Raw genomic sequence first — 20330 nt, 5'->3', positions numbered from 1 at the left:
ACCGTTTCCTTCCTGCCCGTCTTCGCCCTGGAGGAACAGGAAGGCCGGCTGTTCAAACCGCTGGCCTACACCAAGACCTTCGCCATGGGTGCTTCCGCGCTGTTATCGGTGACCCTGGTTCCTGTGTTGATGTTTTTGTTCATCCGCGGGCGCATCCTTCCCGAACACAGGAACCCCGTCAACCGCGTGCTGATCTGGCTATATCGCCCGGTGATCCAACTGGTCCTGCGCTGGAAAAAGTCGACAGTGCTCCTCGCCCTCATGACGCTGGCCGCGACCATTCAACCCGCCAGCCGTCTGGGCAGCGAGTTCATGCCGACGCTAAACGAGGGCACTTTACTGTATATGCCGACGACCCTACCGGGGCTTTCCGTCACCAAGGCAGCGGAACTGATGCAGACCCAAAACCGCATCATCAAGAGTTTTCCCGAGGTGGAATCAGTGTTTGGCAAGGCGGGACGGGCCGCCACGGCTACCGACCCGGCACCTCTGGAGATGTTCGAGACCATCGTCAACCTCAAACCGGAGAGCCAATGGCGGCCCGGGATGACCACCGACACGCTGATCGCTGAGATGGACAAGGCGCTGCAGATCCCGGGCGTGAGCAATGCCTGGACCATGCCCATCAAGGCCCGCATCGACATGCTTTCCACCGGCATTCGCACACCCATTGGTGTCAAGGTGTTCGGCAAGGATCTGGACGAGATCGAGCGGCTGGCGAAAGAGGTCGAAGCGACGGTCAAGAGCGTCCCCGGCACTAGCAGCGCCTATGCGGAACGGATTACGGGAGGCTACTACCTCACCATCGAGCCGGACCGGCTGGCCCTGGCGCGCTATGGCCTGAGCGTGGGCGATCTGCAGGACGTCATCGGAACCGCCTTGGGCGGCGAGACCGTCACAACCACCGTGGAAGGGCGGGAGCGCTACGGCGTCATTGTGCGCTATCCCCGTGAACTGCGCGACTCGCCCGATGCCATTGCCACCCAGGTGCTGGTGCCTGTTCCCTCCGGCGCCATGATCCCCATCGGGCAGTTGGCCAGCGTCGGACTGGGCAAGGGGCCGCCCGTCATCCGCACCGAGAACGCCTTGCTGTCCGCCTACATCTTCATCGACATCCGCGGCCGCGACATCGGTGGATATGTGGACGATGCCCGCCAGGCCGTGCAGGACCAGGTGAAATTTCCTCCCGGCTACTACGCCACCTGGAGCGGCCAGTTCGAGTACATGGAACGGGCCAAGGCCAAGCTGAAGATCGTGGTGCCGATGACTCTGGTAACCATCTTTCTGTTGCTTTACCTGAACTTCCAGCGCATCGCTGAAACCCTGATCGTCATGCTCTCGCTGCCCTTTGCCTTGGTGGGAGGTATCTGGTTGATGGTGTGGCTGGGTTACAACCTGAGTGTGGCGGTCATTATTGGGTTCATCGCCCTGGCCGGCGTGGCGGCGGAGACGGGCGTGGTCATGCTGATCTATTTGGACCATGCCCTGGAAAAATCCCGTTCGCTCGCGCAAGCGGAAGGATGCGAGTTGACCATGGCCGACCTCTACGCCGCCATACAGGAAGGGGCGGTTGAGCGGGTTAGGCCCAAGATGATGACCGTGGTGGCCATCATGGCGGGCCTGCTGCCCATTATGTGGGGTACGGGGACGGGATCCGAGGTGATGCGCCGCATCGCCGCGCCCATGGTGGGCGGCATGGTCTCGTCGACCCTGCTCACGCTGATCGTGATTCCGGCGATCTATGCCCTGGTCAAGGGTTATGCCATTCAACCAACTCAACGCTAAACCAACCGTAGGAGGCTATCGACGGAAAACACTGCAGTCGCAAGATCCATCGGCCATTCAACCTACATCATCGAGGTGTGCCATGAACGACGTCACCAAAGTATTACTGATCGCTTCCTTATCCTTGGGGCTACTGGCAGGCTGCGCTCAGCCGAATCCCCATCCCATGGACATGACGGCGGCCATTCAGAATGCCAAAACGGCAACGGACCACAAGGCGCTGGCTGAACATTACGAGGAGGCCGCGAAGGCTGCCGAGGCCAAGGTGGATGAGCACAAGAAGACCCTGGAGCAGTATAAGCAGCATAGCTACTTGTACGGAAAATCGGCTGAGACATTCGAGGAACACTGCGAGGCGCTCATCAACTCCTATGAAAAGGTGGCTAAGGCAAACCAGGAAATGGCGAAGATGCATCGACAAATGGCGGCAATGGCCAAGTAATCTAAAGCACGGACCGGCGGCGTTATGAAGGGTTGTGGCATCGATAAAAGCGGCTTCTTCGCCGCTCTCCCCTTGTCGATGATCCAAGGCAACCCGACGCCGCCCAGGCTCTGGGATGGCCAAAACGTTACTCAGGGTTACGCCCCCGTGCTCATGTCCCATCGGTCGCTCGTGCTAAGTCACCATTGAATTTCGAGTCCTGAGGGTTTCATGAACTGGATTGACGATTGGCTGAGCCTGCTTTTCGAGCCCGTTTCAATCGCCGTCTTGTCGGAACCGGCTTCTATGAAACGAGGCGTGCTCGCTGTGACATGCCTCATGCTGCTTTGGGGCCTCAATTGGTTGATCAATGGCGAGAGATCGGATAACGCGTTTGTACCAGAGGATGATTTGAATAGCCGTCAGACCGGAGATCCCGGCATAGCCAAAGTTTTGACAGTTAGGAAAATAGTTACCTTTGAACATTCCTTTGAGGTCACAGGCGAAGCTCGTCGGCCGATTGGGGGGTTTTTACGTGACGGGCGCGACCAGCGGGACGATCCAGTTCTGTTCGCGGTGCTTTGGGCAGCCGCAGCCTGCAACGACGCCGAACTCGTTGAAGGGCGCAAATATGTCGATTTGATTGGGGACCCCGTTGAAGGCGCACTCTTGGTCGCTGCGGCCAAATGGGGCATCCGGCGCGCGACCATCGATTTGGAGATGCCCAGGTTAGCCACATTTTCTTCTCGTGTGGACTCGACGAGGAAATCCGTCGCGCGTCACTGGGAAGATGAAGTTCGACTGTTCGTAACAGGACTGCCGCTGGCCGTTGTCCCACAATGCACCTTCATCCGGACGCAGAACGGAAGTCAACCGATGACCAGCGATCACCTGAGCGCTCTGATTCTGGCCAACATTGAAATGGCTGCCGAAGTCAACGATGTCCTAGCCATCGCTGAAAAGGTGCTGGACCACGTTCCGGATCATGCACTGACGTCAATCGACCCGAGTGAACTTGAACGAAACCTGGTGTTTCTGGGGCTGATTGGACTGCAGGACTCATCCAAAGAAAGATTCGAAATACCCCGCTGAGATTGTGATGAGCCGGAGAATCCTCATGAAATTGGTACTGTTGTGGGCTAGTTTGGTTTGGTCTGTGCTGGGATTGGCTCAGGAGAGTGAGCCAAGGTCGGCGTTGACAGCGTTGATTCGAGAAGCCCAGGAACGCAATCCCGATATTCAGGCAGCTCGTCAGCGGTGGGAGTCCGGCAAGGCGGTAATCCCCCAGGTGCAGACCTTGCCTGATCCCAAGGTTATTCTCGGATATAAGGACATGAATCCGAACCGGGAAGTGATGTATGGTATGAGTCAAGAAGTCCCGTTTCCGGGGAAGCTCCGGCTCAAGGGCGAAATCGCCACCCGCGATGCGGAACGGATGGAACAGGATTATAGGGCCATGCAGTTGGCGGTGATCGCTCAGCTCAAGGAGTCCTTTTACGACCTGCATTTCGTCCATGATTCCATCGACGTGTTGGGAAAGACCAAGCTGTTGCTGGAGGAGTTCGAGGACACCGCTGAGTCGCGCTACTCGGTCGGACAGGCTGCCCAGCAGGATGTGTTTCGCGCGCAGACCGAGATTTCCCGGCTCCTGGCTCGGCTGGCGTCCCTGGAGCAGAAACGGCAGTCCCTCCATGCCGTCATCAATCGCATCCTCAACCGTCTTCCCAACGACCCGCTCGCCCCGCCCGGCGAGATCGAGTTCACCCCTCTGCACCATTCACCCGCAGAACTGAACGCACTGGTAGATCAGTCCTCGCCTCTGCTTCATGGTCAACAAAAGACCCTGGAACGGGGCGATCAGTCCATCGCTCTGGCCAAGCGAGAGTATTACCCGGACTTCGAATTGGACGCGCGCGGACTTCACGATAATGCCATGAACACTGATGGCTATCAGGTGATGCTCAACGTGAAGGTACCGCTGTACTTCGCCACAAAGCAACGGCAAGGCGTGAACGAGGCGGTGGCCGGGAGAGAGGCCTCGTTCCAGGACTTGCAGGCACTGCGGCAGGAACTATTGTCTCGAATCAAGGACAACTTGGCCCAGGCCGAGCGAGCGGAGAAACTGGTGAAACTTCTGCGCGACGCCATCATTCCCCAATCGCGCCTAACCTTAACTTCGGCCCAGGCTAGTTACGCAGTGGGTAAAATTGACTTCTTGACCCTGCTCAATAGTCTGTTGACCCTGCAGGAAAACGAACTGGAATTCCACAGCGAGCTCGCCGAGCACGAGAAGGCCCTCGCCCGGTTAGAAGGCATCGTCGGGGAGACGCCTTGAGCACGAAAGCCTGAGTCAATTGTGGTTCGCACGACCGCAACCGTCGAGTTCAACCGCGAAAACTTCCGCAAAGGCCAGAACACAGACTCACGAGGCATGATCAAGAGCAAAAATCCAAACTGCGAAACTCACACCGTTGTTGGGCTTCCGGGTACGAAAGGCCCAACTGAGAAGGGTTGGTCCCAGAGAGCGTGGTGGTGCGAGAGGAAATTGAAACTGCCTCCGCAATCAGCGTGTTGTAATCTTGACGACAGCAATGGGCAATTGGCATTCTGATGAAATAAATCAGAGCTGACCTTCGCAAATGACAGGAATGCGGACTGATCAAACGGCGGTTATGGCCGAAATGGAGGCTGTCCGCGGTATCGGGCTGATGACTGTAATGCTTATGATACCCGCCATCGGGAGTCGATTCGGTTTCCGATCACCGAATGGTAGAACATGGCGCGCCGAAGATCCGCCGCTTCTGGCGGCAGGCTCAATTCCCGCAGTGCTATTACTCGGAACTACAGATACTTTTTGAATGTGGCCGCACTGACGGCCACTGCGACGGCGAACAGCAGCGCGAAAGGCAGGATGACGTAATTGGGGTGCACGGTGGTTGGCCAGGCCAGATAGATTGCCCAAGGCAGCGTGAGTGTAGGCCCAATGGCGCGCTTGGCGAGGTGATACACCTGGCCATGTTCACGTCCAACACCAAAGCGGCGCAAATCCCTGCTTACGATGCCGTCGACCAGCGCCACCAGGCCGAACAGGCAAAACACAGGCATTGCCAGTACCAGCACGGCGACCCGCACCGCATACACCTGGGTGGCGATCATGGCGGCCGCCAGGTATTTGCGAAGACCTACAAGCGTGTCATCCAGCCGTTGACGAAAGAAGGGATTTTCCTCGATCCGGGACGCTGCGGTTTCCGCCCGCCGCAGCAAGCTTGTCAGGCCAGTGTCCACATACAGGCGGCGATGCAGGTCAGCCGCCATACCCGTAGCAAAGTCCGTTGGATGTTCCACCAACAGACTCGCTTTTATATCGTTACCCAGGTATGCCAGTTCCGCCTCCAGCATGGCCTGGCTCCGTCTGGGGCCCTGGTCCGGCCAGAGCAGTCCGACGCACACGCACTCGAATAGGATGTTGCCAAACAGGCCCAGGACCAGCCAGACGGCGATGCTCAGCACCCAGCCCAATAAACGACCAAGCGGGCCACGATGGGGTGCAACGCCTGAGGCGCGGCTCTGTACCGGGATGGCGTCAGCCATTCTTCGCGACCGTGATTAGCGGCGTGGCGGCGGCAGTGCCCCACCAGTGGTCGCCCGTGCTGTACTTACGGGCCATGAGTTCGGCTACCGCTTGCAGATCCTGGGGCATGTGCAAATCCTCTGCAGGGTCTGGCAACGCCATGCGAATCTTCCACAACTGCCCGCCCTCCAGCAGCGCGAATGCTTGTCCCTTGGGCAAGGACATGATGTCCGCCGGGGTGATCAAAGGCACTTCCGACACGCCCAGACTGTCCTCATTGCGGGAGATGTAATCCACCTCCGAAGTCGGATCCGAGGAATCGATGGCGCCCGAAACCGGGGTTCGGGTGTAAACCTCCACCTGATCCAGTTGATTGGTCATCAGTTCCGCGGTGGCAAAATCCTTTACACGCAACATGAGGGTGGTGTTGAAGTTGCCGATGACCTGTTTGGTTTTGGCGGCATTGCCCAGGCGCGCCTCGATGTCCGGGGCGGTCTGCGTGTAGGCGGTGACCTGAAAGCCTGCACCGCCCCCCTTGTTGACCATGGGAATGAACTCATCGCCGATCAGTTCGTTGAACTCGTCGCAATGTAGATTGATGACTGGTAGCGCACGTGAGCGTGACGCTTCCGGCAGCGCGCCGTCCACCCCGTGTTTATAGACATGCCCTGCTACCGACACCAGGTCAGCGAACATGGAGTTGCCCACCGCCTGCGACACCGCCATATCGCTGAGCGCGTCCAACCCGACGTAGACGATGCCCTTGCGCCTTATGATTTGCATCCAGTCGAAGATCGGGCGTGGGTCATCGATGTCGCTGTAGTCGGGTGCGATCAGTTCACGTGTCTTGCCCGAGATGAGTTTTTCCATCAGTGGCTGCAGACCCACCACCAGCTTGTCAAAATACTTCTTGTCGTACTCGAACACCGTGCGCAAGCCGTCCGCCACCGGATCGTACAGTCCGGCCTCCTTGGCATACTGGACCAAGGCAATGACTTCGTGGGAACGTCCCTTCAGCTCGAAAGGCAGTTGCCGTTCATCGATGTTGGCGGCCCGATCGACCACCGCCTGCTGCCAGTCGGGTGGCGCCACCTGAGGCAGCCAATGCCGGTAATATTCCAGGAGCAGCGGCTCGATGTAACGCACGTACCGAGTGATCAAGGTGTAATCGGGCCGTTGGCCCAGCGCCACCAAGGTTCGCGCCACGATATTGGTGAAATGCCAGGCGAACTCGCGGAACGCTGCGGCATTGCCCTGGCTCGGTAGCTGATTGGCGATGCGCGTGGCCACCTCCGTGATGCGCGAGAAACTAGCGATCGGGTTGTAGCGGGCGGATATCTCGGGGTAGCCCAGATGGAACACGAACAGCGCATTCTGCCTCCCGGCCCGATGCGCCTCGGCCACCACCCGCTTCATGAGGTCGGCATCGCCCTTGGGATCAAATACGATGGTCACATCGCCCCGGCGGATGTCCTGGGTGATGAGGATTTCAGCGAGACGGGTCTTGCCAACGCGCGTCGTTCCCAGCACCAGCGTGTGCCCCACCCGTTCGTATAACGGCATCCACACGTCGCGCTCATCCAGTTCCACGCCGTGTAGCGCCGCCTTGCCACCCACCGGGGGCAGCGGTGCCAGCGGATTCCACCAGGCATCCCGCGTCAACAGCCGGCTCACCCATTGCAGTCGGGGATGGTCCTCCCAGGCAGTCTCCACCTTGCGTGCCCACAGATACCAAGCGCCAGGTTCGACATACGGGCGTCCCATGGGCTTCTGCGTGTCCTTCAGCCGCTGCGTGTGGCGCTGAGTCCAGCGAAAACCCTTGCCCAGGAATAACTTGTTCCGGCTGACCGGGATCTCACCCGCCTTGAGACGGTACAGCGATAGCCTCTTCAAGTTGCGCTGATAACGCACGATGCGATATCCCTGAGAGGCGCGCAGCCAGGTCAGGAAACCCAGAGCGGCCGCAGCGGCCCGCGCCAAATCGGTTGGCATCATCAAGGCATCGGGCTCCAGTGCGACCACGCCGACCGCAGCGCCAGCGGTCAACGCGGACCACAGTTCCACCGGTGGGCGCAGCAGTGCCTCAATCGGGTGCAGACTCACTGCTCGATCCGCCGGGCGGAAATCAGGAGCGGGTAATGCTCCAGACGCAGGGTCGGCGCAAGTTGCCGCACCAGATCCGAGCCGGATACAGGCACCAGGCGCAGGGCTGGCGCGAGGGCCGCCAATTCCTGGAATTCCGCCAGACTCTGAGCTTCTATAACCAGGCCCACCGCGCCGACCGCGCGCAGCTTGCCGCCAAATTGCCGCAGCCAGCGGCGAGACAGATCATCGCTCCCCACCAGGAATACGGGTTGCGTCAATCCGGAGAACGCGCTGGCCATGGGCGCCACTATTCCCGGCGTCAGTTCCGGCGTGTGCACCGGAAAGCGTCGGTCCAGCAAGCTGGCTATCAAGGCATCCGGCTTCGGTTTGAAAGCTTTAGGCTGCGGTTTGGGCCGAGGCACGTAAGCCTCGATGGATTCGCTGCGACCACTGTCGTAGATCACAACCGGCTCAGCCCAAGCCACGGCGCCCGCAATCATCAATAGCGCGGCCAGCGCCGCTTTGATCTCATGCGTCATTGGCCGGTTTCTCCATGCGCTATGTTCACTGGACGCAATGGCCTCCCACTAGCGCGCGAACGGGACCGGATGCTGGGTTCTTGGGTAGCGCGCCAGGATTTTGTTCACATATGCCTGGGTTTCAGCGTAGGGAGGAATGCCCCGGTACTGCTCCACCGCTTTTTCTCCGGCGTTATAGGCCGCCAGGGACAAGGGCACATCGCCGTTGAAATGCCGCAACAGCCAATGCAGATAGGCGGTGCCGCCGCGAATGTTCTCCACCGGATTCCAAGGGTCGCTGACACCGAATCGTCTGGCGGTGGCCGGGATCAGTTGCATCAGCCCTTGCGCGCGCTTGTTGGAGCGGGCCAGGCTGTCGAACCCGGATTCCACCTCGATCACGGCCATGACCAGGGCCGGGTCGATGGCATAGCTCGCGGCGATGTGCTGGACCCAGGACGCAATGCGCTCGCGCTGCGGCGAAACCGTTCCCTCGGGAGCGTCGAAACCGCAGGCAAGCTCCCCTGCCCGGTTGAGCTTGGCCAACAAGTGCCAAGCGCGATGTAGCTTGCGAGTATGATAGCCACGAATGGCGCCCCGCCAGTTACGCTCTTTTACATACCGCTCCAGCAGCAGCTTCGAGCCTTCGCGCAGATTATGGTAAGGCTCCAATGCCTCAGCGGGGCTGCCGAGACGGTCGCTATAGAGCGGCCACTCGACCTGCATCAGTCCCACCCGGATCGTCGAGTGCCCCCGTTCCAGATAGCGCAGCAGCGCGCTATGAGCCGCATCACGACTGGAGAAGCGTTCGGTGCGGCCGCGCACGGTGAGTGTCCAAGGCCATGGCCTCAGGCAGCCATTGCTGAGCAGGGCGCCGCTTTCGGCCAGGGCGGTGGCAAATAACACCTCGGCCGGGATGCCATGGGCGCGAGCCACTTCGGCGTAGCCCCATGGCACTGCTCGCTCGTGCGATTCGCACAGAGCCGACACGCACAGGAGCAGACTAACACGGAGCGCTTTCCACATATGCGATTGCGGCCTCGATGGCCTCCGGCAGCAGATGAGGAATCAAGGATTCGGCCACCCAGGCACGCGCTTCGGCATCCCTGGTGAAGTGGGCGGCCACCACGAATGCGCTCACCGCGCCGCCGGGAAACACTCTCCACGCCTCGTGGTATGCGGCGGACAAGATGGTGTCGCGTTCCGTGCAATCGCAACGCGCCTCCAGGGCCCCGTACGCGACAGCTTGCAGCTGGCGCATTCCGAGGCCCGCGTTCTGATAGCGCTGCAGCAGGCGATCAAGCACGAAGTCCCAGACGACGAGGCGCTCCACGGAGCGCTCCAGGATGTGGCCCCAACTGAATGCGTAGCCTTGTGACCTCAGGTATTGGGCGTGCGGCGGCCCGTGGAAAGGCGGGAACTGCTCTGACTGGATCAGGCCGTATTCCCTCAGGACAGCCTGGGGAACATCCAGCTTGGACTTAAGTTTCGTCCGCCACCGAAAGAGGGCATGTTCGTCCAGACTTGCGATCATCCTATGCTGCTCTTCCACCGCGCTGGCTACTGCATGAGTTGGTGGAGTTCGATGGCCGTCAGCGCCTTGCCCCGCACTCTGACGATCTTGGGCACCGAGGCGGCCGGCCCCGCGGCGCGTTCGAGTTCGCCGCGATTGTGGTTAAAGGTGATGCGCCCAGCCTTCCCCATCTGCTTGTTGAACTGGCCTGCGTAGCGCGCAGCCCAGTGCCGGATATCGTCGTCGGATGTGGCATCGACGAAATACAAGTCCAACTGGATCCCCTGTTTCTCGGCGGCGCGGCGTACCACCGGCAGATTACGCTCGCACTCGGCGCACTCCTTCAAGCGAGTAAAGAACATAAGGCGGTCGCCAGCTGCCAGTACCGGATCGGCCGGCACCTGACTCTGGGCCTGAAGCGAGAGCACGCTGGCATCCACCACCGGCATGCCGGGGTACAGTTCCTGCCAAGCGGTATCGTAGGCGTGCTGAAACGCGAGTACCCTCTCGGCGTCTTCTTTCATGATTCGGGCGAAGCGCTTGGCGTATTCGCGCCGCTCCGCCTCGGTCTCGGCGTGGATGCCCAAGGCCTCGATGGGCGAGAGCGTGGCTGGACTCATACTGCCGCGGATTCCGCGCATGAGGCCCAGATAGCGCGTCCACTCGGATTCGCTCAAACCCCAGTGTTCCCGGCTAAAGCGAGTCAGCGTCGGAAGTTCCCCGGATTCGGCCGGTCGGCTGTTCCTGGGCTGAACCGAGCGCGCCAGGGTGTCGCCGATTTCAACCGCGATGGCCTGCATCTGCGCCAATGTTAGGTAGACCACCAAGACTCCTCTGGTCCATCGGCTTACGGTCGGCACCCCATGACTGGGTAGTAGGCCTCCTCGGCATAGGGCCGGGTGAGGTCCTTGTAGACGATACGGGCCTCCTCCGGCGGGCGGCAGTTCGCCGTCTCGCCACGCTCCACCACCGGCAGTCCTAGGCCCATCCACAAACCCAGCAGGACCGTGACGATCACTTCCATTGCACATCCAGCATCACCTTCTGTCCCTGCTCGCCGCGAACGGTCACTCGCCCGTCTTGGGCACCCACCAGAGTCCAGCCTGCGTAACTATCTCCCGGCTTGAGATCACGACGGCTGTTTCCGTCGTTGATCACGATGCGCTGATCCCCGCCCCAGAGGTCCACCGCTTCAATTGCGAAAGGTGGAACCTTGGGTCCATTCGGCCGTGGTGCAGACGATTTTTCAGGCTCTGGCTTGACCTTCCCTCGGGTGCGGGCCGCCGGCGCGGCAGCGGGGCGATCCTGACGTTGAATGAGCTGATCCAATTTGACGTTGAGTCCGTCCAAGGCCACCTGGTTCTGCGTCAACGCGTCCTGGATCTGCGCCAGCATAGTCTGTTGCAGCTGCTGGTTTTCGATGCCATCGGCCGGAGCGATAACGCCGTGCTCTGGCGCGTTCTGTAGCAGAGCAGCCGGAGGTTCGGCGACAGGTCGCTCTGGCGCCGGCTCACTGGCCAGCACTTGCGGGCTTGTCTCCGGCGATGCACTAGGCGCCACAGTAGCCGCAGGCACCGGCTGAATCTCGGCATCCAGCGCGGGAGTCTTGTCCGGCTCCTTATCGCCGCAGGCTGAAAGTGTCGACAACAGGACGAGCACAGTCGCACAAGGCGCTACGACTTTCATCGGATGACGACTCCTTGAATGGGCGCTTCGAATTTCGGGCTCACGTCATAGGCCACTAGGCGGTTGACGGGATCCACCAACAGGCGGAAAGCTGGGCCGCCCAGTGTCAGCAGCGCGTCCCGAAGCGTCATGGGGCCAAGGTGCCGCTGGACATCAGGAATGTGCTTCTCGAATAGGCCGCGCGCCTTGGCCGAGTGCGACGGATAATCGGCCAGGTGGTAACCCGAGCGGACAAGCAGGTATTCCGCCGCGTTGGATATGGTGTCCACGCCCGCCGGCAGGTGCACGTCGATGACCACCAATAACGGATTGACCTGCTCTGGGGTCGGCACGGCCGCCACGTAGCTGTAGCGCCCGGTTTGCATAGCAATCGGTTCCTGCGGCGTATCCATCAGGCGACTTTCGAACTGCAGAACGCCGGGCACGCTGAACCCGGCGTGCACCGGCTCGGAAGCCTGCCTCTGGTTACGAGGCGTGCAGCCGCCTGCGAGAAGGACAAACGAGATGCAGGCGGTGCCTAACAGACGAGTGGGGTACGGCATGGGGGAACCGGTCGCGATGGATTGGCACGGGCATCATGGTGACAAAGCGGCGCCGCGAAAATCAAAGAAAAACCAATTACTCAGAAAAAGTGATTTCTATCGATACCTTTTCGCCCTAGCCTTTGGGGATAGGCCCTTTTCCGTTCATCCCTCCTTCCCTTCCACCCCATTTCAGCCTTTTCCTTTTCCCTTTTTTCGAACCCGACTGCCTGCAGCAGGCGCTGGCAAACGCTGTTGGGACTGGCTCTAGCCGCGCACGCATCCACTTGCAAGCAGAAATCAAGTATTGGATTACTGGGGTTTCGACTGGTATTTGCCGCACCAGGGGTGCGACACTGCGGTCGTTGTCGATCCACGGACACATGTGAGGGACGTATGAGCACTTGGATCAGGACCTTGGGTGGAGCAATCCAGCCGCGCAGGAGATTCATGGCAACAGCAGCTTGGGCGGCTCTTATGGCAGCCTCTGGCACTCAGGCGTCACCCTGGTCCCAGCTCGAGTGCGCCGGCAAAACAAGTTTTGTGCTGTCCTCACGGGGCACCCTGTTTGGCACTGGATTACGCACTGATGGCCAACTGGGCGATGGGCGCGGGGACTTTCCATTCGTGCAGACCACTTGGAAGCGGGTGCTGAATCGGGTCATTGACATTGCCACGGATGGAAGCACATCGATCCTACTCCGCAAGAATGGCTCGGTGTGGACTACCGGAAGCAACGAACTGGGTCAGACTGGCGAGGGCAAGGCAGACAAGAAGCACAAGAAGCGCCGGACCTGGAAAAAGGTGTTCCGGTCCGCCTCCTCTGTGGATGCGGGTGGTTTCGACACCTACGTGCTAGGCAGGGATGGAACGCTCTGGGTCACAGGTGTCAGTGATCTCGGTGACTTGGTCTATCCAGTGTCAGGCTCCATCTCGATGGCCTACAGCATCACCTGGAAGGCGACCCTGGACCAGGTCACCCGGTTCACGTCCAATGGAATTGGCGCCATTGCCAGCCGATACGACGGAAGCGTGTGGTCGATCACCTATGCGCCCACAGGGCTGGCGCTGAACAGTTGGACGCCGATGCCGGCCATCGCCAACGTCGTATCCATGTCGAGTGACGGGAACAACTATTTTCTCGTCAGCAGCGATGGCACGCTGTACCAAATGTCTGACGCGAATTCAGACGGGGCATTGAATCAATTGGACAGTAGCAGCGGCAAGGAGCCGATCGAGATCACGCCTACCGCCAGCAATGTGGCTTCCGTCCAATCCGGCGTCTACGGCACCTACACCATTGCTTTCGACGGCACCCTGTCGCTGCGGAAGCAAGTCGACAACGGCTTCGGCGGGGTGACCTGGGCTTGGGTTCCCGTCCTGAACGAAGTGACGTCGCTGTGCATCGGCGACTCCCACGCGCTGGCCCTAGAAAGCGATGGATCCCTATGGGGAGCCGGCGACAACAGCTTCGGGCAATTCGGGGATCCGGCCATTGCCAGCACGGGCTCGGCTGAGAATTGGACCGTAATTCAGAAATGACACGCGCGCGCCGGTCGCCGGCGAATCCGGCGTTTCATGCGATAGCTCGGCATGGCCCTGCCTCAATCGAAAAAAAGGGGGCCGAAGCCCCCATCCGTTCAGTCACTGGATTAGCCGCTTGGCCAAGGCCACCTCGAGGCTGTCCTCCTCCTGGTTCAGCGCATCCAGGCCGGTTTCCGGCGTGTCTCCGGAGGTCGACTGGCTAACGGCGATTTTCTTCGCCATCAGCCGCAGACAATCGGATTGTGCCGTTTCCGCGTAGCCCAGATAGAACACCTCAACCGGCTGCTTCTGCCCAATGCGCCAAGACCGGCGCGAGGCCTGCTGGACGGTGTAGACGTTGAAGCCGGACTGCAGGAACACGATCGCTGGAAAATCCAGCAAGTCGAGCCCGGTCTTGACCAGCTCCGGGTTGCAGATCAGCACGTCCACACCCCGATCCACCTGATCAAGAATCCAGTCCTCGCGCTTCTCTGTGGGCACGCTGGAGCGCAGCACCGACACAGCAAAGCCTTCCTTCTGCAGCAACAGCCTCAAACGCAGAGTGGTATCGCGCGTCCCGGTGTAAATGGTGTACGCCAGCACGCGCCTGCCACGCGCCTTCTGCTCCCGGCACAGCTTAATCAACTCCCGCTCCTTAGGGGTCGGCTCCGCCTCAAACAACGGCGGTGCGGAGGCAAGCAAGGCCCCCGTCCGCGGGTGCTTGATCGCTTCCATCCGAAAGCAACACTCCGGCCATGCCAGCAATGCGTTGAGCACCACGCCCAACAAGGTCTTGTCCCCCTTGCGCAGCGCATCTTTCAAGGCATCCACCAGATTCCGGCGCAGTGTGCCGTAGTACTCTGCCTGCTCCTCACTCATAGCGACTTCAATGAGACGCTCGTCGAAGGATGGCAGCACATTGCCGCCGATGTCCTTGAGCTTAAGGAACACGGTGTACGGCAGAACGTAGCGAGCGATTCCCTTCGGACCGAATCCCGGGGCCTTCTTGGTATGCACCGTCAGTCTTTTGCCACGCGCGGTGCGGTGGCTGCCTTCGTCGGTTTCTTTGAACACGTCCTTGAGCACGCCGTGCTCGCGCATGAAAGCCATGGCCGCCGGCGCCAGGCTGCCGCGGGCGTTGACCCGGTAGCCGTCCTCCAGCAGGCGGCGTGTCAGTATCCTCCAAAGCAAGACGAACAGATCATCGGCATAGCCTCCCATCAAGGTCCCGGTCATCAGAATCGTCTTGCGGCACTTGGCCGCCAGGACCCCCATGGCCTGGCCTTGCGCCGATCCCTCGTTCTTGAACTCATGCCCTTCGTCGACGATCAGCAGGTCGAAGAAGCCCTGCGGAAGATAGCGCTTGATGTACTCGGTGGGTTGATATCCACCTTGCCCAAACGCGAACTCCTGCGTCGCCATGCGCTTTTCCATGCGCATAGCCTGGCGGTCCTCAAATACCAACTCGCCGTCCTCATCCATCAGGTTGATAAAATCGAACGGGTTGTCAGACAGCATCGCAGCCAGGGTCTCAGGGCCAAATGCCCGCAAGAGCTTGTCAGCGGTCTTGGGACCGATGGTGGGCAGCTGGCACAGTGCGCCCTTGACGATGTCCGCTCGGCTTGTACTTGCGCTCGAACGCTTGAGCGTCCACAAGCGTTCCCCACAAGACCGCCTGCCAAACTCGGCGGTACACGCCCGGCGCCGGTCCCCAGCTGTGGCCATGAATGCCGACCAGTTCAGCAACGCCCCGTCCTCGTCCTTGAGCGGCGTGCCACAGCGCGGGCATGCAGCCACGCTGTCGGTCCGCAAGTACGACGCCGAGCGGGAGTTGTTGGCCTCGGTGAAAACCCGAACATGTAGCTTCCGCTTCAGCGCCACCGGCATCCAATCGAAGCCCATGCGCATGCGCACCCGGCCGATGACGTAGAACTCCTGTACTTTGCCGGCAGTCGGCTCAGCGCCAAGGCGGCGGATTTTCAGCAACTGACGCAAGGTATCCGGCCCGTTCAGCACCCACACGTTTGCATCACTGACCGTTTCAAGGATCTCTCGGCGCCATTTGTACACAAGATGTGGCGGGCTGATGATCAGCGTCCGTCGATAGCCTTCCCTATGTAACACCGCGGCAGCCGCGATCGCCATGATGGTCTTCCCGGTTCCCATTTCCGCATTCACGATAGCGGCCTGTTCGTCGGCCTCCACCAGCAACCGGGTCACTGCCTGCACCACTTCCCTCTGAGCAGGAAAAGGCTGACGTTTGAGGCCATCCATGACCGCATCACGGGCCGGATCCGGTCGCCCGTCGTACACCGGCGGGTTCTGTTGCGAGACCGCTTGCATCAGCCCGTCGCCGAAGTCTTCGACGAACTGCACCAGTGGAATGACGTGTGCTGGTGCAGCCTCCGTCTCCTCGTTGGCTGCGACGTCTTGCGGCCTCCAACGAGGCTGGTTCATGCCCGCATACGCCTCCGCTTCCGCTTCCGCTTCCGCTTCCGCTGACTCGAGAATACGCCCGATTGTCTCAGGCAAATCCACGTCATGCGGGAAACAGTGCGCCTGGTCCCGACGCACCCATGCCCCGCCGATGTGTTCCAGAACGCGGTCGGTTCGCTCGTAGAGATCGCGTTCCAATTGACCCGACAGAATCAACTGCTGTCCTTCAATGGTGGCCGAGCGCAGCACGTCGATGACGTCCTGCGCAACCGTTAGAGTTTCGTTCATGGTGTACTCCTTCAAGAAAAAGGGCACACCGTTCCCGAGGGGCCGAAATGCCCCTTATGGGTTGAAAATGACGAGATTGCCGCGTCGCCTCTTGCAAGGCCACCCAAGCGCCGCAACGCCCCCAGCAAAACACAGTGATCCCGCCTTCACGTCAGAGAAATGCCGCGGAGGGACCACGCGCTCGCGCCAGGTAAAGTAAAAGTGCCTGCAGCAGTCACGAAGGACCGGCCGGCGGAGGTGCAGGCGCGCGGCGGCTTAGGGTCTCCGCTTTTTAGCGAGGTCGGAGACCTCGGCGACTGAACGCAGTCGCCACGTACAACATCGGATGCAATGAGCTTTTTCCAGAGCCCGCCGCGCCGGCCCTCGAAAAAGCCCCCTGGTGCGCAGGGGGACGTGAATGTAACTTGGTTGTTAGAGCAGACGTCCCAGTTCGGATATCCGGTTCCATCCCGGCCGGTCGAGCCCACCAGCACGTTGCTGTCGCCATTGCGACATCGACAGTGCCCGGCCGCCGTTGCAGACATCGCAGATCCAGTCATCCCAAAACAGTCGGTCGGCCCTGTAGGCCTCGACGCTGAGGCTCTGGCTCAGCCGGACGCCGCATCGACGACATACCGGAGTCACTGTGCCTGAACGGATGGGGTCGCAAATCAATCCTGTCAACTGGAGCCTCCTACTTACTGAATGACCAGCGCTTTACCAAAGCTCGGGCTACCCTGGGTCAAGTCCAGTGCCCGGATCACGGGCACGAAGACGTCGGTGGCAACCCGCGTCTCGGTGCTACGCCGTTGTCCCGCCGGGGTCTCAGCGTGTTCCACGGTCACATCCACCTTTTTTTGCTTGAAGGTGTCGCCTTTGATTAGATAGGCCCGAGTACCGTCGTTGGAACGCACCACGCCACACACCTGCCCTGCCGCCAGCGACAGCGCCAGATGCCAGCGTGACAAGGCCCTCAGCGGTAGCCGCGCACGACCTGCCTTCTGCCCGAAATGCAACTCGAATTGCGGCCACAGGCAAGGGTAACGGCGAATCTCCTCCCGCAATTGCGCGGCGTCCATGCGCACCAGGTTGAAACGCAGCGCCGGCGCGTTCACTGTCAGTGCCGGCACGGCGTACGGCTCACCTTGCCAGACCGCCGGCAATACGTCCGTGCACCCGCAAGAGCCGACCGCCAGCAGCCGCTCCCGGACATCCCGCGTGTCCTCGCCATTGGCGATACCTGCCCTGCGTCGGCCGACCACCACCGCCTGGCGGTAGGTATCCACGGGCGCCCGATACACCACCACCGCTTCGCAATGGCTAGCGATCCAAGCGCAGAACTCCTTGTCCAGGCTGGTGTAGGGTACGATCAGGACGAGAATACCCCCAGGCTGCAACAAGCGGATGCCCCGCTGGTAAAACAGCTTTTCCAGCTTCTGGCGCCCCTTCCCTGCATCGCCTGTAACGGCCTTATCCGTCACCAGGTCACCATAGGGCGGGTTGAGGAAGAGCAAGCCAAAGCTGCGCTAGGAGATTATCGTGTCCTGAAAGTCGCCGTGGATCACGCAGTCGAGCAGCCCCTTGGCATGCCAAGCGCGTTCCTCGTCGAACTCCACGCCGTAAGCCTTAGTACGTTCCTGGCCCAGGTACTGTTTGCACTCGGCCAAAGCCACACCTTCGCCGGCACAGGGGTCGATGATCCTGAGGGTCCCATTCGGCACCGGCTCCAGCATGGACAGAATCCGTGCGGTGGTGTCAGCGTCGGCTGGAAAGTAACCCTCCTTGACGAAATTGCGCGCCAAACGTTGAAACATCAAAGCCATGGTGAATCTCCAAAAAAGTGGGGCGGCACGACACCCCTGCGGGGCAATCGGCCCTCCTGGGTGGTGAAAAGCGTTCCGGCCCAAAGGCCGGAACGCATTGATGCAATCAAGAGCAGACGCAATAGGAACAGCACTGCTGATTGCAGCCTGATTGGTGGAACCCGACGGTGTTACCCAGCGGCCGCCAGCGCACGGCCTCGACGACGCTGCGACTTCAACTCCAGTCACGGCTCCGTGTCGAGACCGATTCGCTCTGACAGACGGGGACACAAAGCCATGGCTCATCCCCCCTTTAGCTTGCGCATACCATCGGCGAGCATCCACAAGGCGCGGTTGAGCTTGACGTTGCCGTCTATGCCGTTGACCGCCCGAGTGGTGGTGATCCGTCCACTGGCGTTGCGTCCCAGCAACCCGCCGCGGACCAGGTTCTCCTGAACCACGTTGAACCGGCTCCAGAGGTCCTGACCTGTATCGGCGAAGCGCTTGGGCTGCAGTACCTGCTCAGGCACCACCGGCGCCCGGAATTCGTCCTCGAAGCGCAAGGTCAACGCGGAGCGGGCCAGCAAGTGGGCTTCGGCATCGGACAACTGAACGCCTTGCATACCTTCGCGGCAACGGTCGATGTTCTCGAAATCATCCAGAATCCGATAGGCACCCTCGATGACTCGCCCCGCGACATCGCCACGATGTGGGATACGCAGGTCTTCCACGGTCTCTCCACAAACCATGCCGTTCTCGCAAACGAATCGAAACACGCCGGCCAGCATCTGGTAGGCACTGGAGCCATCGTGACTATTGATCAACACAATCTCGTTGGCTTGCTCGCCATCGATCTGCGAGACATGGCGTAGCCTGAGCATGTGTTTGGTAAAGTCCCCACGATCGCCCCGCGCCCTGGCCTGGCAAGCCATGAAGGGCTGGAAGCCCTCCTGGCGCAGGCCCTGGAGAACCTGGCTGGTGGGAATGTACCCATATCGCGCGGAGCGCGAGTAATGGGGTGTATCGGCGTAAATGGATGGCGCTACGCGCCGTATCTCGTCGTCGGTCAAAGATTGATGGGAACGTGTGACGCGCGCGTCACTCCGGAACCGGGTGGCCAATTGATTCATGGTAGGTCTCCTGCAAAGTAAAAAAGCCGGAGACATTCCGCCCCTTCGGGGGAGGAATCTCCCCGGCAAGGGCTGCGTCGATCATGCCTGCAACATGCCCGAAGGCATGGCCGTCGGAAACGCAAGCGCGCGGCGGCTAAAGGTCTCCCTGGATTAGCGAGGCGGGAAGCCTCGGCACTGTGAGCCGCACAGTGCCACGGTAAAACACCGGATGCTTTCTCCAGCACCCCACGCGGTACTCGAAAAAGCCCCCGGAGTCGGGGGAGAATCTCCAAGGTCAAGGCTCAATTCACAACAGCCCATGTTCTGCGAACGAGTAGCTACCTTCGGCAGCCACCACGAAATGGTCCAGCGTCTTGACGTCCACGAGGGCCAAAGCGGCCTTGAGCTTGACTGTCAGGAGCCGGTCGGCATCGCTGGGCTCGGCGACGCCTGAAGGATGATTGTGAACGAACACGACAGCTGCGCTGTTGTGCGCCAAGGCCGCCTTAACCACCTCCCGCGGGTAGACTGCTGCCGCATCGATGGTGCCTTTGAATAATTCGGCGAATTCGATCACACGATGTCGATTGTCCAACCAGAGGCAGCCAAACACTTCGTAAGGCCGCTCCGCCAGGCGCCATTGGAGCGCCTCGCGCACGGCATCGGGCTCAGTGAGCGCGGCGCCCCGGCGGTACTTCGCGGCCAACCGGCGCCTGGCTTCGGCGAGAATCAGCTCGCCGTGTGCCGGCACGTAATCGCCTAACAAATCATGGACGTATAAATCAGTCATAGTCAATCTCCGCATCCAAGCTATGAACGAATACCGGAGAAATCCCCCCCAGCACGGGGAATGACTTCCCCGGTGGGTGAGTTGAAAAGAGCCCGAGAGCTCGCAGTAGAAAAAGCCTGCACAGCGCCTCCGAAATGAAAGCGCTTCCAGCGGCGAAGCAGGCACGCACTGGCAAAGGGTCACTCCCGAATTGTCGAGGCGGGAGGCCTCGGCGACGTGAGCCGCACGCCGCAACGGTTTGAAACTGAACCTTAGAGACTTTTTCCAGCCGTCCGTAAACGGCTCGAAAAAGCCCCCGT

Annotated in this window: 17 protein-coding genes and 1 pseudogene; 5 read left to right on the top strand and 13 right to left on the bottom strand. The window is 60.5% G+C overall.

Features of this window, described 5'->3' with window-relative positions:
* From EK23_RS09630 to EK23_RS09615, 4 genes are all read left to right on the top strand, one after another.
* On the top strand, positions 1 to 1785 hold a 1785-nt coding region (locus EK23_RS09630; RefSeq protein WP_045225121.1), incomplete at its 5' end, for an efflux RND transporter permease subunit.
* A gap of 82 nt (positions 1786 to 1867) precedes the next feature.
* Complete coding sequence (locus EK23_RS09625; protein WP_045225120.1) at positions 1868 to 2227, top strand: hypothetical protein; 360 nt, start codon at positions 1868 to 1870, stop codon at positions 2225 to 2227.
* Positions 2228 to 2437: 210 nt separating this feature from the next.
* On the top strand, positions 2438 to 3298 hold the full coding sequence (locus EK23_RS09620) for a cation-transporting P-type ATPase (protein ID WP_045225119.1): 861 nt from the start codon (positions 2438 to 2440) through the stop codon (positions 3296 to 3298).
* 25 nt (positions 3299 to 3323) lie between these two features.
* The gene (locus tag EK23_RS09615; RefSeq protein ID WP_045225118.1) at positions 3324 to 4541 is read left to right on the top strand and encodes a TolC family protein; all 1218 of its coding nucleotides are present in this window, start codon (positions 3324 to 3326) and stop codon (positions 4539 to 4541) included.
* A gap of 506 nt (positions 4542 to 5047) precedes the next feature.
* Here EK23_RS09615 and EK23_RS09610 read toward each other — a convergent pair.
* The 9 genes from EK23_RS09610 to pilL2 are packed head-to-tail and all read right to left on the bottom strand — an operon-like array spanning position 5048 to position 12121.
* Positions 5048 to 5797, bottom strand: a complete 750-nt coding sequence (locus EK23_RS09610; protein WP_045225117.1) for a TIGR03747 family integrating conjugative element membrane protein — start codon at positions 5795 to 5797, stop codon at positions 5048 to 5050.
* Positions 5790 to 7880, bottom strand: a complete 2091-nt coding sequence (gene traD / locus EK23_RS09605) for a type IV conjugative transfer system coupling protein TraD (protein WP_045225116.1) — start codon at positions 7878 to 7880, stop codon at positions 5790 to 5792. The genes EK23_RS09610 and traD overlap by 8 nt, the downstream gene beginning before the upstream one ends.
* Positions 7877 to 8401 (bottom strand): PFL_4695 family integrating conjugative element protein, encoded by a 525-nt coding sequence (locus EK23_RS09600; RefSeq protein ID WP_045225115.1) that lies wholly within the window; start codon positions 8399 to 8401, stop codon positions 7877 to 7879. Before EK23_RS09600 ends, traD begins: the two co-directional genes overlap by 4 nt.
* 48 nt (positions 8402 to 8449) lie before the next feature.
* Positions 8450 to 9406: a lytic transglycosylase domain-containing protein gene (locus EK23_RS21680; protein WP_235281981.1), complete on the bottom strand. Its 957-nt coding sequence runs from the start codon at positions 9404 to 9406 to the stop codon at positions 8450 to 8452.
* The gene (locus EK23_RS09585; RefSeq protein ID WP_045225113.1) at positions 9384 to 9914 is read right to left on the bottom strand and encodes a hypothetical protein; all 531 of its coding nucleotides are present in this window, start codon (positions 9912 to 9914) and stop codon (positions 9384 to 9386) included. The genes EK23_RS21680 and EK23_RS09585 overlap by 23 nt, the downstream gene beginning before the upstream one ends.
* A 26-nt stretch (positions 9915 to 9940) precedes the next feature.
* Positions 9941 to 10717, bottom strand: a complete 777-nt coding sequence (locus EK23_RS09580; RefSeq protein WP_158002485.1) for a TIGR03759 family integrating conjugative element protein — start codon at positions 10715 to 10717, stop codon at positions 9941 to 9943.
* Positions 10718 to 10740: 23 nt separating this feature from the next.
* Complete coding sequence (locus EK23_RS23655; RefSeq protein ID WP_158002484.1) at positions 10741 to 10917, bottom strand: hypothetical protein; 177 nt, start codon at positions 10915 to 10917, stop codon at positions 10741 to 10743.
* Positions 10908 to 11579, bottom strand: a complete 672-nt coding sequence (locus EK23_RS09575) for a hypothetical protein (RefSeq protein WP_045225112.1) — start codon at positions 11577 to 11579, stop codon at positions 10908 to 10910. Before EK23_RS09575 ends, EK23_RS23655 begins: the two co-directional genes overlap by 10 nt.
* Positions 11576 to 12121, bottom strand: coding sequence for a PFGI-1 class ICE element type IV pilus protein PilL2 (gene pilL2, locus EK23_RS09570; RefSeq protein WP_052808077.1), 546 nt, complete (start codon positions 12119 to 12121; stop codon positions 11576 to 11578). Before pilL2 ends, EK23_RS09575 begins: the two co-directional genes overlap by 4 nt.
* 429 nt (positions 12122 to 12550) lie before the next feature.
* Between pilL2 and EK23_RS09565 the strand changes: the two genes are divergently transcribed.
* Positions 12551 to 13642, top strand: a complete 1092-nt coding sequence (locus EK23_RS09565) for an RCC1 domain-containing protein (protein ID WP_158002483.1) — start codon at positions 12551 to 12553, stop codon at positions 13640 to 13642.
* Between the two features lie 102 nt (positions 13643 to 13744).
* Here the strand turns inward: EK23_RS09565 and EK23_RS09560 are convergent, their stop codons facing one another.
* The 4 genes and pseudogenes from EK23_RS09560 to EK23_RS09545 all read right to left on the bottom strand — a co-directional run bounded on the left by EK23_RS09560 (position 13745) and on the right by EK23_RS09545 (position 20031).
* Entirely contained in the window at positions 13745 to 16348 is a 2604-nt protein-coding gene (locus EK23_RS09560; protein ID WP_438941139.1) for an SNF2-related protein, read from the bottom strand.
* Between the two features lie 677 nt (positions 16349 to 17025).
* Positions 17026 to 18141: pseudogene (locus tag EK23_RS09555) on the bottom strand (DUF6094 domain-containing protein).
* A gap of 290 nt (positions 18142 to 18431) precedes the next feature.
* Positions 18432 to 19259, bottom strand: a complete 828-nt coding sequence (locus EK23_RS09550) for a DUF932 domain-containing protein (protein WP_045225110.1) — start codon at positions 19257 to 19259, stop codon at positions 18432 to 18434.
* Between the two features lie 289 nt (positions 19260 to 19548).
* The gene (locus tag EK23_RS09545) at positions 19549 to 20031 is read right to left on the bottom strand and encodes a JAB domain-containing protein (protein ID WP_235281975.1); all 483 of its coding nucleotides are present in this window, start codon (positions 20029 to 20031) and stop codon (positions 19549 to 19551) included.
* Positions 20032 to 20330 lie beyond the last annotated feature (299 nt).

It is taken from the genome of Methyloterricola oryzae (assembly GCF_000934725.1).
GTDB classification, from domain to species: domain Bacteria; phylum Pseudomonadota; class Gammaproteobacteria; order Methylococcales; family Methylococcaceae; genus Methyloterricola; species Methyloterricola oryzae.
The sequence above is the reverse complement of the archived record's forward strand: the minus strand, read 5'-3'. Positions and strand labels throughout refer to the sequence as shown.